Origin of the sequence: Stenotrophomonas africana (genome assembly GCF_013004645.1) — a bacterium.
GTDB classification, from domain to species: domain Bacteria; phylum Pseudomonadota; class Gammaproteobacteria; order Xanthomonadales; family Xanthomonadaceae; genus Stenotrophomonas; species Stenotrophomonas africana.
In genome coordinates, this window is the sequence record NZ_JABEME010000007.1 from 17,377 (window position 1) to 31,585 (window position 14,209).

8 protein-coding genes are annotated in these 14,209 nt (G+C 65.6%); 4 read left to right on the forward strand and 4 right to left on the reverse strand.

Annotation, left to right across the window (positions count from 1 at the left end; genetic code table 11):
* Nucleotides 1-13 precede the first annotated feature (13 nt).
* A complete protein-coding gene (locus HLA98_RS13170; protein WP_014037755.1) occupies nucleotides 14-943 on the reverse strand; it encodes an ArsR/SmtB family transcription factor in 930 nt (309 codons plus the stop codon).
* 153 nt (nucleotides 944-1,096) lie between these two features.
* Here HLA98_RS13170 and HLA98_RS13175 point away from each other — a divergent pair, with 153 nt between their 5' ends.
* Together HLA98_RS13175 and HLA98_RS13180 are read left to right on the forward strand one after the other, a co-directional pair.
* Entirely contained in the window at nucleotides 1,097-2,245 is a 1,149-nt protein-coding gene (locus tag HLA98_RS13175) for an acyl-CoA dehydrogenase family protein (protein WP_043402932.1), read from the forward strand.
* A gap of 133 nt (nucleotides 2,246-2,378) precedes the next feature.
* A complete protein-coding gene (locus HLA98_RS13180) occupies nucleotides 2,379-2,666 on the forward strand; it encodes a hypothetical protein (RefSeq protein WP_049445657.1) in 288 nt (95 codons plus the stop codon).
* A gap of 175 nt (nucleotides 2,667-2,841) precedes the next feature.
* Here the strand turns inward: HLA98_RS13180 and HLA98_RS13185 are convergent, their stop codons facing one another.
* The 3 genes from HLA98_RS13185 to HLA98_RS13195 are packed head-to-tail and all read right to left on the reverse strand — an operon-like array spanning nucleotide 2,842 to nucleotide 7,955.
* Nucleotides 2,842-6,015 (reverse strand): multidrug efflux RND transporter permease subunit, encoded by a 3,174-nt coding sequence (locus HLA98_RS13185; RefSeq protein WP_057500633.1) that lies wholly within the window; start codon nucleotides 6,013-6,015, stop codon nucleotides 2,842-2,844.
* Between the two features lie 15 nt (nucleotides 6,016-6,030).
* Nucleotides 6,031-7,299 (reverse strand): efflux RND transporter periplasmic adaptor subunit, encoded by a 1,269-nt coding sequence (locus HLA98_RS13190; protein ID WP_057500632.1) that lies wholly within the window; start codon nucleotides 7,297-7,299, stop codon nucleotides 6,031-6,033.
* Nucleotides 7,299-7,955 carry a TetR/AcrR family transcriptional regulator gene (locus HLA98_RS13195; protein ID WP_057500631.1) on the reverse strand — a complete coding sequence of 219 codons (657 nt, stop codon included), beginning with the start codon at nucleotides 7,953-7,955 and terminating at the stop codon, nucleotides 7,299-7,301. Before HLA98_RS13195 ends, HLA98_RS13190 begins: the two co-directional genes overlap by 1 nt.
* A 250-nt stretch (nucleotides 7,956-8,205) precedes the next feature.
* On the opposite strand from HLA98_RS13195, the gene HLA98_RS13200 reads away from it, so the two are divergent.
* Nucleotides 8,206-13,182, forward strand: coding sequence for an NAD-glutamate dehydrogenase (locus tag HLA98_RS13200; RefSeq protein ID WP_057500630.1), 4,977 nt, complete (start codon nucleotides 8,206-8,208; stop codon nucleotides 13,180-13,182).
* A 208-nt stretch (nucleotides 13,183-13,390) separates the two neighbouring features.
* Nucleotides 13,391-14,164, forward strand: a complete 774-nt coding sequence (locus tag HLA98_RS13205) for an NAD kinase (protein ID WP_049445646.1) — start codon at nucleotides 13,391-13,393, stop codon at nucleotides 14,162-14,164.
* Nucleotides 14,165-14,209: the final 45 nt, after the last annotated feature.

The window sequence follows — 14,209 nt, forward strand, 5'->3', positions numbered from 1 at the left end:
GGCGTTCTCGGGCTCAGGGCTTGTTGGCGATCAGCGAAATCACTTCAAAGTGCGGCGGGCGCTTCTCGCGGGTAACCGTCTCCAGGCTTGATACCTGCAGGCCGGCCTTGTCGACGAACTTGCGCAGCTCCTTGTCGCTGAAGCCGAGGTTGACGTGGCCGTAGGCCTCCACTGCCGCCTTGTGCTCATGGCGGGCCAGGCTGCACAGCAGCAGGCGCCCGCCCGGGCGCAGCACGCGCGCGGCTTCGGTTACCGCCTGCGCCGGCTTGCTGGCGTAGGTCAGCGCGTGCATCAGTACCACCAGGTCGAAGCTGCCGTCCTTGAACGGCAGCGCATGCATGTCGCCCTCGCGCACTTCCACATTGGGCAGGCGGCGCAGGCGCTCGCTGGCGGCGGCAACCACGCGCGCGCTGGTATCGATGCAGATGTAGCGCTTGGCATGCGGGGCGACGAGTTCGGCCAGCACGCCGTCGCCGGAGGCGATGTCCAGCACGTCGCCGGTTTCCAGCAGCGGCAGCGCGGTACGCGCCAGCGCTTCCCAGGTACGGCCAGGGGAGTAGTGGCGCTCCATGTCGCCGGCCACGCTGTCGGCCCAGTTCTGGTCGGAGGCGCGGTGGGCCAGCACGGCGGCAACACGTTCAGCGTCCTGCCGCAGCAACGGGTCGTCGCTTCCGTTGCTCAGGGCATGCCACAATGCACGCTGCGCCGGGTCCAGCTGGGCCTCGTCGAAGCGGTAATAGGCTGACACGCCGGCACGGCGGTCGCGAACCAGGCCGGCTTCCTTCAGGCGCGCCAGGTGGGTGGAGACGCGCGGCTGTGCCAGGCGGGTGATCGCTGACAGTTCGGCCACGGTCAGTTCCTCCTGCTCCAGCAGCGCCAGCAGGCGCACGCGGGTCGCATCGGCGAACACCTTCAGGCGTGTCGACCAGTCTTCAAGATCCATAAATATCTACCTATCGCGATATAGAGATATATTCGCCGAGAGCACCTGCCGCGGTCAAGTCGCTGGCGTACGGAATTCCCCGGGCCCCGGTACAATCGGGGCACCTGGGCGCGCCGTGCGCGGCCCATAACATCATGTACCCGGGAGGGTGTTGTGGATTTCAGCTTTACTGAAGAGCAGTTGATGTTGCAGGACGTTGCGCGGCGCATCGCGCAGGAAAAGATCGCCCCGAGCGCGGAGCACCATGACCGCACCGGCGAGTTCCCGCTGGACAACATCCGCCTGCTGGGCGAGAACGGCCTGATGGGCATCGAAGTGCCGACCGAATACGGTGGCGCGGGCATGGACCCGGTTGCGTACGTGCTGGCAATGGTGGAGGTCGCTGCCGCCGACGCTGCCCACTCGACCATCATGTCGGTCAACAACTCGCTGTTCTGCAATGGCATCCTCACCCACGGTACCGAGGAACAGAAGCAGAAGTACGTGCGTGCCATCGCCGAGGGCGAGGCCATCGGCGCGTTTGCGCTGACCGAGCCGCAGTCCGGTTCGGACGCCACGGCCATGCGCTGCCGCGCCGTGAAGCAGGCCGACGGCACCTTCATCATCAACGGCAAGAAGAGCTGGATCACCTCCGGCCCGGTGGCCAAGTACATCGTGCTGTTCGCGATGAGCGAGCCGGACAAGGGCGCGCGCGGCATCACCGCCTTCCTCATCGATACCGACAAGGCGGGCTTCGGTCGCGGCAAGACCGAACCGAAGCTGGGCATCCGTGCCTCGGCTACCTGCGAGATCGAGTTCAACGATTACGTGGCGCAGGCCGAAGACGTGCTGGGCCAGGAAGGCGAGGGCTTCAAAATCGCCATGAGTGTGCTCGATGCTGGCCGCATCGGTATCGCCTCGCAGGCCATCGGCATCGCCCGCGCCGCCTATGAAGCGACCCTGGAATACGTGAAGGAGCGCAAGGCATTCGGCGCGGCCATCGGCACCTTCCAGATGACCCAGGCCAAGATTGCCGACATGAAGTGCAAGCTGGATGCAGCGCTGCTGCTGACCCTGCGCGCGGCGTGGGTGAAGGGCCAGGGCAAGCGCTTCAGCACGGAAGCGGCCGTGGCCAAGCTGACCGCTTCGGAAGCGGCGATGTGGATCACCCACCAGGCCGTGCAGATCCACGGTGGCATGGGGTACTCCAAGGAAATGCCGCTGGAGCGCTACTTCCGTGATGCCAAGATCACCGAGATCTACGAAGGCACGTCGGAAATCCAGCGCCTGGTGATCGCCCGCAACGAGACCGGGCTGCGTTGAGTTCGACCGGCCGCGCCGCTGCAACGGCGGCGCGGCCGGTAGATCCACGCCATGCGTGGATCTACACGGTCTTCTTGGCCGGGCGATACCCGATCTGTTCCAATACAGGCCGTTTATTACGCGGTCTGCAATGATGATCTATCGTGGTTGGGGATTCATGACGCTGGTGACGCCGATTGCAGCCATCCTGCTGCTGGCGTACTTCTTCCCGCATGAAGGCTCCAGGGGCAACACTCCGCTGACGCAGGTTCTGTTGGGTGCAGGCATTGGCGCGGCGGTAAACGTAATGCTGGGCCTGTGGTTCAACCGTGCGCCCCGGCAGAAGGGCGAGGCCGCACCCCATCATTTCTTCTTTGTGCCGATGCAATGGGCTGCGCTGGCACTCGTAGTGGTGTGCGTGGCGGTCGCGCTGTTGCGCTGAGGGGTTGGAGCTTGCCGTAGAGCCGAGCCCATGCTCGGCTCGGGTAAAAGCAGCCGAGCATGGGCTCGGCTCTACAGGAAGCAAAAGCAGCCGAGCGTGGGCTCGGCTCTACAGAAACCTGCAAGAAAGGCCCCGGATCGCTCCGGGGCCTTTCTCGTTTCAACTCACCGCTGGATCAACGATCCGGACGGTGTGCAGCATCTGCGTCGCGCTGGCGTTCCATGAACTCCTTCGACGGTTCATCCAGCTTGTCGCCCAGCATGCGGCGCACGACCACGAAGAACACCGGGATCATCAGCAGGCCGAGCAGGGTCGCGAACAGCATGCCGCCGATCACGCCGGTACCGATGGCGTGGCGGGAATTGGCGCCGGCACCGGTGGAGATCGCCATCGGGATCACGCCCATGATGAACGCGAACGACGTCATCAGGATTGGGCGGAAACGCAGGCGCGCCGCCTCGATGGTGGCGTCGCGCAGGTTCTTGCCTGCTGCACGTTGCTCCACCGCGAACTCCACGATCAGGATCGCGTTCTTCGCCGCCAGGCCGATCACGGTGATCAGACCAATCTTGAAGAACAGATCGTTGGGCAGGCCGCGCAGCATCGAAAGGCCGAGGGCGCCGAGCACACCCAGCGGCACCACCAACAGCACCGCGACCGGGATCGACCAGCTCTCATACAGGGCGGCCAGGCACAGGAACACCACCACGATGGACAGCACCAGCAGCAGCGTCGCGGCGTTGCCGGCCAGGATTTCCTGGTAGGACATGCCTGACCAGTCGTAGCCGAAGCCGGCCGGCAGGTCGTCGTTGACGATGCTCTCCATGGTCTGCATCGCCTCGCCCGAGCTGGTACCCGGGGCTTGCGAGCCGACGATGTTGATCGCCGAGTAGCCGTTGTAGCGGCTCAGCGACGGCGGTGCCGACACCCATTCGGACTTGACCACCGTGTTCAGCGGGATCATCGAATTGGTGCCATCGGCGTTCTGGGTCAGGCTGGACGGGCTGTAGAAGCTCTTCAGCGATTCCTGGCCGGTGCGGTACGGACCATCGGCCTGCATGGTCACGCGCTTGATGCGGCCTTCGTAGAAGAAATCGTTGACGTACACCGGGGCCAGCATCAGCTGGATGGTGCTGTACACGTCCGACACCGACATGCCCATCGACTGCGCCTGCACGCGGTCCACGTGCAGTTGCAGCTGCGGGGCATTTTCCAGGCCGTTCGGGCGCACGCCAACCAGGTGGTCCGGCTTCTGTGCGGCCTGGCCGAGCAGGATGTTGCGGGCCTGGGTCAGCTGCTCGTAACCGGCACCGCTACGGTCCTGCAGCCACATGTCGAAGCCGCCGAACTGGCCAAGGCCCTGCACGGTGGGCAGGTTGACCACGAAGATCTGCGCTTCCTTGATGCCATAGAACGCGCCGTTCATGTTCTGGATGAACTCGGGCGCGGTGAACTTGCGTTCCTCCCACGGCTTCAAGCGGATGAAGCCCATGCCGACGTTCTCGCCGGAACCGACGAAGCTGAAGCCGGCCACCTGCAGCATGCCCTCATAGCCATCCTGCTTTTCCAGGATGCCGCGCATCTGGCCGAACACTTCGTTGGTCTGGCCCTTGGTCGAGCCCGGCGGCAGCTGCACGATCGCCAGCGCATAGCCCTGGTCTTCTTCCGGCAGGAAGCTGCCCGGCATGCGGGTGAACAGGAAGCCGCACAGTGCGGTCAGCACCACGAACAGGATCATCCAGCGCGGCGCATGGCGCACCGCCGAGGTGATGTGGCCCACGTAGGTGTGGCTGATCTTGTCGTAGTACTTGTTGAAGGTGCGGTAGACGATGTTCGGGTTGTCGTTGTGCGTCGGCTTGAGGAAGGTCGCGCACAGCGCCGGGGTGAAGCCCAGCGCCAGGAACGCCGAGAACGCCATCGAGATGGCGATGGTCAGGGCGAACTGCTTGTAGATCTCACCGGCGGCGCCGCCCTGCAGGGCGGACGGGATGAACACCGCCGCCAGCACGACGGTGATCGCCACCACCGCGCCGGTGATCTGGGTCATCGCCTTCTGCGTGGCCGGCTTCGGCGCCAGGCCTTCCTCGGTCATGATGCGTTCGACGTTCTCGATCACCACGATCGCGTCATCGACCACGATGCCGATCGCCAGCACCATCGCGAACAGGGTCAGCTGGTTGATCGTGAAGCCGATCATCCACATGCCCAGGAAGGTGCCGAGCAGGGCCACCGGAATGACCAGGGTCGGGATCAGGGTGGCGCGGAAGTTCTGCAGGAAGATCAGCATCACCAGGAACACCAGGAACACTGCTTCAAACAGTGTCTTGACCACTTCCTGGATCGAGATCTTGACGAAGGTGGTGCTGTCGTACGGCGAGAACCAGGTCACGCCGGACGGGAAGCTGGGCTGCAGCTCGTCCATCTTGCCGCGCACCGCATCGGCCACGTTCAGGGCGTTGGCGCCCGGCAGCAGCTGGATGGCGAAGGCACCTGTCGGCTTGCCGTTGTACTGGGTGTCGAAGCCGTAGTTGTTGGCACCGAACGCAACGCGGGCGATGTCCTTCAGCAGCACGCGCGAGCCGTCAGCGTTGGCGCGCAGGATGATGTTCTCGAATTCCTGCGGCGAGCTGAAGCGGCCTTCGGCCGAGACCGTGGCGGTGAAGTGCTGGCCTTCCGGCGACGGGTCCGAACCCAGCGCACCGGCGGCGAACTGCACGTTCTGCGCACGAACCGCGGCCAGCACCTGGCTGGCCGACAGGCCATAACCCTGCATCTTTTCCGGGTTCAGCCAGATGTTCATGGCGTATTCGGAACCGAACTGCTGGGTGCTGCCAACGCCGGGGATGCGCGAGACCTGATCGAGCACGCGTGAACCGACGATGTCGTTCAGGGCATCACGGTTGATGGCCGGCGTGTCGGACTGCAGCGCGATCACCATCAGGAAGCCGGCGTTGGCCTTGGCCACCACCACGCCCTGCTGGGTCACTTCCGAAGGCAGGCGTGGCGTGGCCAGCGACACCTTGTTCTGCACCTGCACCTGCGCGATGTCCGGATCGGTACCGGTTTCGAAGGTCAGGGTGATCTGCGCGCGGCCGTTGGAGGCGGACGAAGAGCTGAAGTACAACAGGTGATCGATACCGGTCAGCTGCTGCTCGATCACCTGGGTGACCGATTTTTCGGTGGTATCCGCGCTGGCGCCCGGGTAGGTCGCCGAGACGGTGACCTGCGGCGGGGCGATGTTGGGATAGGACTCCACGCCCAGGTTGAGGATCGCGATCACGCCGCTGAGCGAGATCAGGATCGCAACCACCCAGGCGAAGACTGGATGTTCGATGAAAAATTTAGGCATGACGGAAGGTTCCCGTTACTGCTTGTTCGAATCGGTGGCGGCCGGCTTGGCCGCATCGGCCTGCTCGGGCTTGGCCGCGTCGGCCGGTGCCTTGCCTGCGGCCGGTGCCGCGCCCGCAGGAGCGGCGCCGCCTGCGGCAGGCTTGCCGTTGGCGTCCTGCCCCGGGGTCCACGGCTTGGCCACCGCCGGTGCACCTTCCTTGACCTTCTGCACGCCGGCCACGATCACCTTGTCACCGGCGGCCAGGCCGTCGCTGACCAGCCAGTTGCCGTTCTGCGCGCCATCGGTCTTGACGTTCTTGCGCACGACCTTGCCGTCTGCACCGACCACCATCACGTAACCGCCGGTGGTATCGCGCAGCAGGGCCTGCTGCGGCACCAGGTAGGCGTTGTTGCGCTCGCCCAGGTTGGCCTGGAAGCTGACGAAGGCGCCCGGCAGCAGGATCTGCTGCGGGTTCGGCAGCAGCGCACGCAGCGACACCGCGCCGGTGGCCGGGTCGACCGTGGTGGAGGAGAAGTCCAGCGTGCCCGGCTCACTGTAGGTGCTGCCGTCGGCCAGCTTGACGTTGACCGTGGCCTTGCCATCGCCGGACAACGCCAGCGCACCCTTGGCCTGCTGGGCGCGCAGCTGGGTCAGCTCATCCACGCTCAGCGAGAAGTTGACGTACAGCGGGTCGAGCTGGTCGACGGTGGTCAGCAGGGTCACATCGCCCTGGCCGACCAGCGCGCCCTCGGTGACCTGCTGCTTGTTGGCCACGCCGCTGATCGGCGCCGTCACTTCGGTGTAGCCCAGGTTGATGCGCGAGGAGGTCACTGCCGCTTCGGCCTGCTTGACCGCAGCCAGCGCGGTGCGCTCGGCCGATTCGGCGTTGTCCAGGTCGGACTTGGAGACGAACTGCTGCGGGGCCAGCGAACGCGCGCGGTCGGCGGCGACCTTGGCGTTGGCGTAGGTTGCGCGGGCCGAGGCCAGCTGGGCCTCGGAGGCATTGAGCGAGGCACGCAGCGGCGCCGGGTCGATCAGGAACAGGGTCTGGCCCTGCTTGACCTGTGAGCCCTCCTGGTAAACGCGCTTGAGCAGCACGCCCGGCACGCGCGCGCGCACGTCGGCGCTGCGGAACGGCGACAGGCGGCCGACCAGCTCACGCTGCAGCGGCAGGGTCTGCGGCTTGGCGTCGATCACGCCCACCTCCGGCGGCGGGGGCGTCTGCTGTTCCGGCTTCTTGCAGGCAGCCAGAGCGACAGCAACGGCGCACGTCAAGGCAAGGGTGCGGAGTGGGGCGATCATCAGGAGGAACTCCGGGGTTGGTTTGTAGACGGGGCCGCCGACGGCTGTGGCGCGAACGCGCGCAGGAAGCTGTCGACGGAGAACTCTGCCCAGCGCCGACGCAGCAGCGCGTCATCACGATGGGGGGTGTGGAAGCGCTGTTTGTCGAAATCCTGACCGGCGATCATGCTCAGCAGCAGTTCGGCCATGAAGTGCGGGTCGTCATGCCGGAGCTGGCCTTGCATGCAAACGGTTTCAATCCATTCAGCAAGATGAAGCGTCAGCGCGCCGGCGCCATGCCGGTACAGCGTACGCGCCTCTTCGGGAAACTGGGACGCATCGGCGGCGATCAGCCGACAGGCCTGGCCCACGTGCGGTTGGTTGAAATGCTCCAGGAAGTCGATGGCGAACTGGAGCAGGCTGGCACGCAGGTCGTCACTGCGGAGTGCACGAACCATGGCGCCGGTGGCGTGGCCGACATGGCGCTGCATCACCCGCCGCAGCAGTTCCTGCTTGCTGCCATAGCGCGAGTACAGGGTCTGCTTGGAGCAGCCGGCGTGCTGGGCCACCGCGTCCATGCTCATCTGCATGCCCTGTTGGGCCAGCAGCTCGCGCACGGCATCGAACACGCGCTCATCGCGTGCGTCGAGGGCAACGGGGAGGTAGGCCGGGTTCACGCGGTGGACTATACCGTCCAGTTCAGGATTGTGGAATCGAATCCGGGTCGCCGCGTGTGTCTTCCGGTAACACGCTTTGCCGATCCTGTCGGCAGTGCTGAAGCGGGCGCCAGCACCATACCGGTGCGAACTGAATAGGCGTCTAAACCGCAGCAAACCCGAATCTACTTATTCCGTCCTGCAGCAAGGCCTTTTCATGCGGTAGGGCTACAATTTCATTTTCCCAACTGAGCAAGCGCATCGCTCTGCCATGAAACCGCAAAAAACCGCAGCCAAGACCGTGAAAAACAAGACCAAACCAGCAGAAGCGGAGGTCGCAGTGACCGCTGGTTTCTCCCTGGAGCCGGTGTACACGGCATTGCGCAAGCGTTACCCCGCGGCCGCACAGGCCGAAGCGGTGGCCTTCGCCACTGACTTCTACAAGCGCATGGAGTCGGACGAGTTTCCGCATCACAGCGCTGAAGAGTGGGCCGCTCTCGCGGCTGAGACGCTGGAATTCGCCCGTGCCCGCAAGGCCGGCAAGGCCAACGTCCGCGTGTTCAATCCGACCGCGAAGGCCAACGGTTGGGAATCGCCGCACACCGTGCTGCAGATCGTCAACGACGACATGCCGTTCCTGGTCGACACCGTCACCATGTCGCTGGCCGAACAGGGCGTGGGTGTCCACGTGCTGGGCCATCCGGTGCTGCGCTTCACCCGCGACAAGGCCGGCAAGCTGGTCAAGGTCGGCGAGGGTGATGCCGAGTCGGTGATGCTGCTGGAAATCGACCGCCAGCCGGCCGAAGCCATGGCGGCCATCGAGCAGGCCATCAACAAGGCGTTGGACGAAGTGCGTGCGATCGTGCGCGACTGGCAGCCGATGAAGGACAAGGCGCTGGCACTGGCCGACGACCTGGGCAGCCGCCAGCTGCCGGTCGACGCAGCCTCGCGCAAGGAAGCACAGGAATTCCTGCGCTGGGCCGCCGACAACCACTTCACCTTCTTCGGCTACCGCGAGTACCGCGTGGAGAAGCAGGGCAAGGAAGAAGTGCTGGCGCCGCTGAACGACACCGGCCTGGGCCTGATGCGCGGCAAGGACAAGTCCGCCGCCCGTCCGGTCAAGACGCTGGCCGCGCAGGGCCTGAACGCCACGTCCGGTCTGAAGGACGCGCTGATCCTGACCAAGACCAATGCCCGTTCGCGCGTGCACCGCGCCGGCTACATGGACTACATCGGCGTGCTGGAATTCGACGCCAAGGGCAAGATCATCGGCGAGCAGCGCTTCCTCGGCCTGTTCACCTCCAGCGCCTACAACCGTCGCCCGTGGGAAATCCCGCTGGTGCGCCAGCGCCACGAGCACGTGATGAAGCAGTCGGGCCTGGCCCCGGCCAGCCACAGCGGCAAGGCCCTGCGCCACATCCTGGAAACCCTGCCGCGCGAAGAACTGTTCCAGTCCAGCGAGGACGAACTGTTGCGTACCGCGATGGGCGTGCTGGGCCTGCAGGAGCGTGTGCGAAGCCGCCTGTTCCTGCGTCGCGACAAGTACAGCCGGTTCATCTCCGCGCTGGTCTACCTGCCGCGCGAGCGCTTCAACACCGACGTGCGCCTGCGCATCGAAGCGATGCTGAAAGACGCGCTGCACGGCGAGTACGTCGACAGCTCGGTGGTGCTGGGCGAATCGCCGCTGGCCCAGGTGCACCTGATCGTGCGCCCGAAGCCGGGTGAAATGCTCGACGTCGATACCGCCGAACTGGAGCAGAAGCTGGCCCAGGTGCTGCGCAACTGGCAGGACGACCTGCGTGAAGCGCTGGTGGCCCGCCATGGCGAAACCGAAGGCCTGCGCATCGCCGCCCGTATCGGCAAGGCATTGCCGGCCGGCTACATCGAAGACAACAGCACCGCCGTTGCCGCCAACGATGTCAGCCAGCTCGACGCCCTGACCGGCCCGGACGACCTGCGCCTGAGCCTGCAGGCCGTGCCGCGCGAAAGCGGTGATGGCCTGCGCCTGAAGCTGTACCGCCAGCTGGACGACATTCCGCTGTCGGATGCGCTGCCGATGATGGAAAACATGGGCCTGCGCGTGATCGCCGAGCGTCCGTACCGCCTGTCGGTCGACAACGCCCCGGTGTACGTGCAGGACTTCGAGGTCGAATCGACTGCCGGCGCGATCGATGCCGCAAGCGTCGATGAAGCCTTCGGCGAGACTTTTGCCCGCGTCTGGCATGGCGATGCAGAGAACGACGGCTTCAACCGCCTGGTGCTGGCTGCCGGCCTGCACTGGCGCCAGGTCGCCATGCTGCGCGGCTACTGCAAGTACCTGCTGCAGACCGGCGTGCCGTTCTCGCAGGCCTACGTGGAAGGCACCTTCGCGCGCTACCCGCTGCTGGCCCGCCTGCTGGTCGAGCTGTTCGAGGCGCGCTTCGATCCGGCTACCGGCCACGAGAGCAAGGACGACATCGCCGCCGGCCAGGCCCAGCTGAAGGCCCACTTCGATGTGCTGGCTGCTGGCGACGACGCCACCCTGAAGGTGCTCAAGACCGTGGTCGACGCCCGCAAGGGTGACCGCGACGCGCAGATGCAGGCCGCGCGCGATGCGCTGCTGAAGCTGATGGACCGCGTGTCCAGCCTGGACGAGGACCGCATCCTGCGCTCGTTCATGGGCGTGATCGACGCGACCCTGCGTACCAGCTACTACCAGACCGATGCCAACGGCCAGCACGGCCATGTCATCAGCTTCAAGTTCGATTCGGCGCTGGTGCCGGACCTGCCGAAGCCGCGCCCGTACCGCGAAATCTTCGTCTACGGCCCGCGCGTGGAAGGTACCCACCTGCGCTTCGGCGCGGTCGCCCGTGGTGGCCTGCGCTGGTCGGATCGTCGCGAAGACTTCCGTACCGAAGTGCTGGGCCTGGTCAAGGCACAGATGGTCAAGAACACCGTGATCGTGCCGGTTGGCGCGAAGGGCGGCTTCTTCGCCAAGACCCCGCCGGTGAACGGTGACCGCGACGCGATCTTCGCCAACGGCGTGGCCTGCTACAAGCTGTTCATCCAGGGCCTGCTGGACATCACCGACAACATCGTCAACAACAAGATCGTGCCGCCGGTGGATGTCGTGCGCCACGACATGGACGATCCGTACCTGGTGGTTGCGGCCGACAAGGGCACCGCGACCTTCTCCGACATCGCCAACGGCCTGGCCATCGCGCACGGCTTCTGGATGGGCGATGCATTCGCCTCCGGCGGTTCGGTGGGTTACGACCACAAGGGCATGGGCATCACCGCACGTGGTGCGTGGGAGTCGGTCAAGCGCCACTTCCGTGCGCTGGGCCGTGACAGCCAGACCCAGGACTTCACTGCGGTCGGCGTCGGCGACATGTCCGGCGACGTGTTCGGCAACGGCATGCTGCTGTCGCGCCACATCCGCCTGGTCGCTGCCTTCGACCACCGCCACATCTTCCTGGACCCGAACCCGGATGCGGCCACCACGTTCGTTGAACGTGAGCGCCTGTTCACCGTGCCGCGTTCGAGCTGGGCGGACTACGACGCCAAGTTGATCAGCAAGGGCGGCGGCGTGTACCCGCGCAGCCTGAAGTCGATCGAGATCACCCCGCAGGTGCGTGAAGCGCTGGGCCTGGATGACAACGTCAAGGCGCTGTCGCCGAACGATCTGATGAGCGCGATCCTGAAGGCACCGGTCGATCTGCTGTGGAACGGCGGCATCGGTACCTACGTGAAGGCCGCCAGCGAGCAGCACAGCGATGTCGGCGACCGCGCCAACAACGCGCTGCGCGTGAACGGTGGCGAGCTGCGCTGCAAGGTGGTGGGCGAGGGCGGCAACCTGGGCATGACCCAGCTGGGCCGCATCGAAGCCGCCCAGGCCGGCGTGCTGCTCAACACCGACTTCATCGACAACTCGGCCGGTGTCGACACCTCCGACCACGAAGTCAACATCAAGATCCTGCTCAACGATGTGGTGCGGGCCAAGAAGCTGACCGTCGAGCAGCGCAACAAGCTGCTGGCCTCGATGACCGATGAAGTCGCCGAGCTGGTGCTCAATGACAACTACCGCCAGAACCAGGCGCTGAGCCTGATGGAGCGGATGGCGGTCAAGCGCCTGGGTTCCAAGCAGCACTTCATCCGTACCCTGGAACAGCAGGGCCTGCTCGATCGCCAGATCGAGTTCCTGCCGTCCGACGCCGAGCTGTCCCAGCGCAAGGCACGCGGCCAGGGCCTGACCCGTCCGGAACTGTCGGTGCTGCTGTCCTATTCCAAGCTGGTGGCGTTCGCCCAGCTGCTGGATTCGGACATCCCGGAAGATCCGTACCTGTCCAAGGAGCTGCAGCGCTACTTCCCGACCCCGCTGCAGAAGAAGTACGCCGACGCGATGGAGCGTCACCGCCTGAAGCGCGAAATCATCGCCACGGCCGTGACCAACCAGACCATCAACCGCATGGGCGCCACCTTCCTGATGCGCATGCAGGAAGACACCGGCCGTTCCATCGCCGAGGTCGCCAAGGCCTACACCATCAGCCGCGAAACGCTGGATGCGCGCGCGCTGTGGGCGCAGATCGATGCCCTCGACGGCAAGGTGCCGGAGTCGGTGCAGATCGACGCTCTGGAAGTGATCTGGAAGCTGCAGCGTTCGTTCGTGCGTTGGCTGCTGTCGCGCCCGGGCGCGATGCCGGGCATCACGGAGGCGGTCAACCGCTACCAGGGCCCGTTCAACGACATCCGCGTTGCCTCGGGTGTGCTGCCGGATTCGCAGCGTCCGACCTACGAAGCCCTGGTGGACGAGTGGAAGGAAAAGGGCCTGCCGTCCGCGCTGGCGCAGCAGCTGGCCGAACTGCACTTCCTGGAGCCGGCGTTCGACATCATCGAACTGGCCCGCACCCGCAAGCTGAAGCCGGTGGACGTGTCCAAGGTCCACTTTCGCCTGGGCGATGCCCTGCAGCTGCCGTGGCTGTTCGAGCAGGTCGATGCGCTGGAGGTCAACGGTCGTTGGCACGCTGTGGCACGTGGCGTGCTGCGCGACGAGCTGGCGGCCAACCACCGCAACCTGGCCGGCCAGGTGCTGGGCACCAAGGGCAGCAGCGCGGAGGCCAAGGTCGCAGCCTGGATGGGCCGTGACGACAACAGCCTGCGCTTCACCCTGGCGATGCTGGCCGAACTGGCCGAGCAGAAGACCCTGGACTACCCGACCGTTTCGGTCGCAGTCCAGCGCCTGGGCCAGCTGGCCGCGCATGGTGCGTGAGTGATGTAGTGCCGGGCCACGCCTGGCATGCGTGAACCGGAACGGCCCCGCGAAAGCGGGGCCGTTCTGTTTCTGCCCTTGATCTTTGCGACCACCTGACCCGACGCCGGCCGTGAACCTGCCAGGCGGATATGCCGGTCATCCGCCCCACGGGGTCCAACTCCCGGCGCTCGGTTATGCTCTCCATCAAACCCACCCGGATCCACCGATGAGCGACACCCCCCGCATCGCTTTCCTGGCCAGCACCACCGAGCCCGCGCAGATGGCCCGCGCGGCCATGGTGTCGCGCTATGGCGACTACACGCCCGAGCAGGCCGATGTACTGTGCCCACTGGGCGGCGATGGTTTCATGCTGCAGACCCTGCACCGGCATGGGCACCTGGGCAAGCCGGTGTTCGGCATGAAGCTGGGCACGGTCGGTTTCCTGATGAACCAGTACCGCGGCGACGATGACGTGCAGGCGCGCATCGCCCGTGCTGAACCGGCCAACCTGCGTCCGCTGGAGATGGTGGCACTGACCGAATCGGGCACCAGTACCGGCTCGCTGGCCTACAACGACGTCTCGCTGTTGCGCCAGACCCGTCAGGCCGCGCATATCGGCATCGACCTGAACGGCCAGGAACGCGTGGCCGAACTGATCGGTGACGGCGTGCTGGTCGCCACCCCGGCTGGCAGTACCGCGTACAACTATTCCGCGCACGGCCCGGTGCTGCCGCTGGGCTCGCACACCATCGCGCTGACGCCGCTGGCCCCGTATCGGCCGCGACGCTGGCGCGGGGCGATCCTCAAGGCCGACACCGAAGTGCGCTTCCGCGTGCTCGATCCCTACAAGCGCCCGATCAGCGTGACCGCTGATTCGCATGAGACCCGCGACGTCGTCGAAGTGACCATCCGCGAGTCGAAGGACCGCCGCGTGACCCTGCTGTTCGACCCGGAACACAACCTGGAAGACCGGATCCTGAGCGAACAGTTCGTTTTTTGAGGACAATAGGCGGCCGGCCCCGCCGACCGCTTGAAGGACCCCCAC

Excerpts from the sequence above, each read along its gene's own strand:
- HLA98_RS13170 (WP_014037755.1), bottom strand. The coding sequence starts at position 943 with ATGGATCTTGAAGACTGGTCGACACGCCTGAAGGTGTTCGCCGATGCG.
- HLA98_RS13180 (WP_049445657.1), top strand. The coding sequence starts at position 2,379 with ATGATCTATCGTGGTTGGGGATTCATGACGCTGGTGACGCCGATTGCA.
- HLA98_RS13185 (WP_057500633.1), bottom strand. The coding sequence starts at position 6,015 with ATGCCTAAATTTTTCATCGAACATCCAGTCTTCGCCTGGGTGGTTGCG.
- HLA98_RS13190 (WP_057500632.1), bottom strand. The coding sequence starts at position 7,299 with ATGATCGCCCCACTCCGCACCCTTGCCTTGACGTGCGCCGTTGCTGTC.
- HLA98_RS13200 (WP_057500630.1), top strand. The coding sequence starts at position 8,206 with ATGAAACCGCAAAAAACCGCAGCCAAGACCGTGAAAAACAAGACCAAA.
- HLA98_RS13205 (WP_049445646.1), top strand. The coding sequence starts at position 13,391 with ATGAGCGACACCCCCCGCATCGCTTTCCTGGCCAGCACCACCGAGCCC.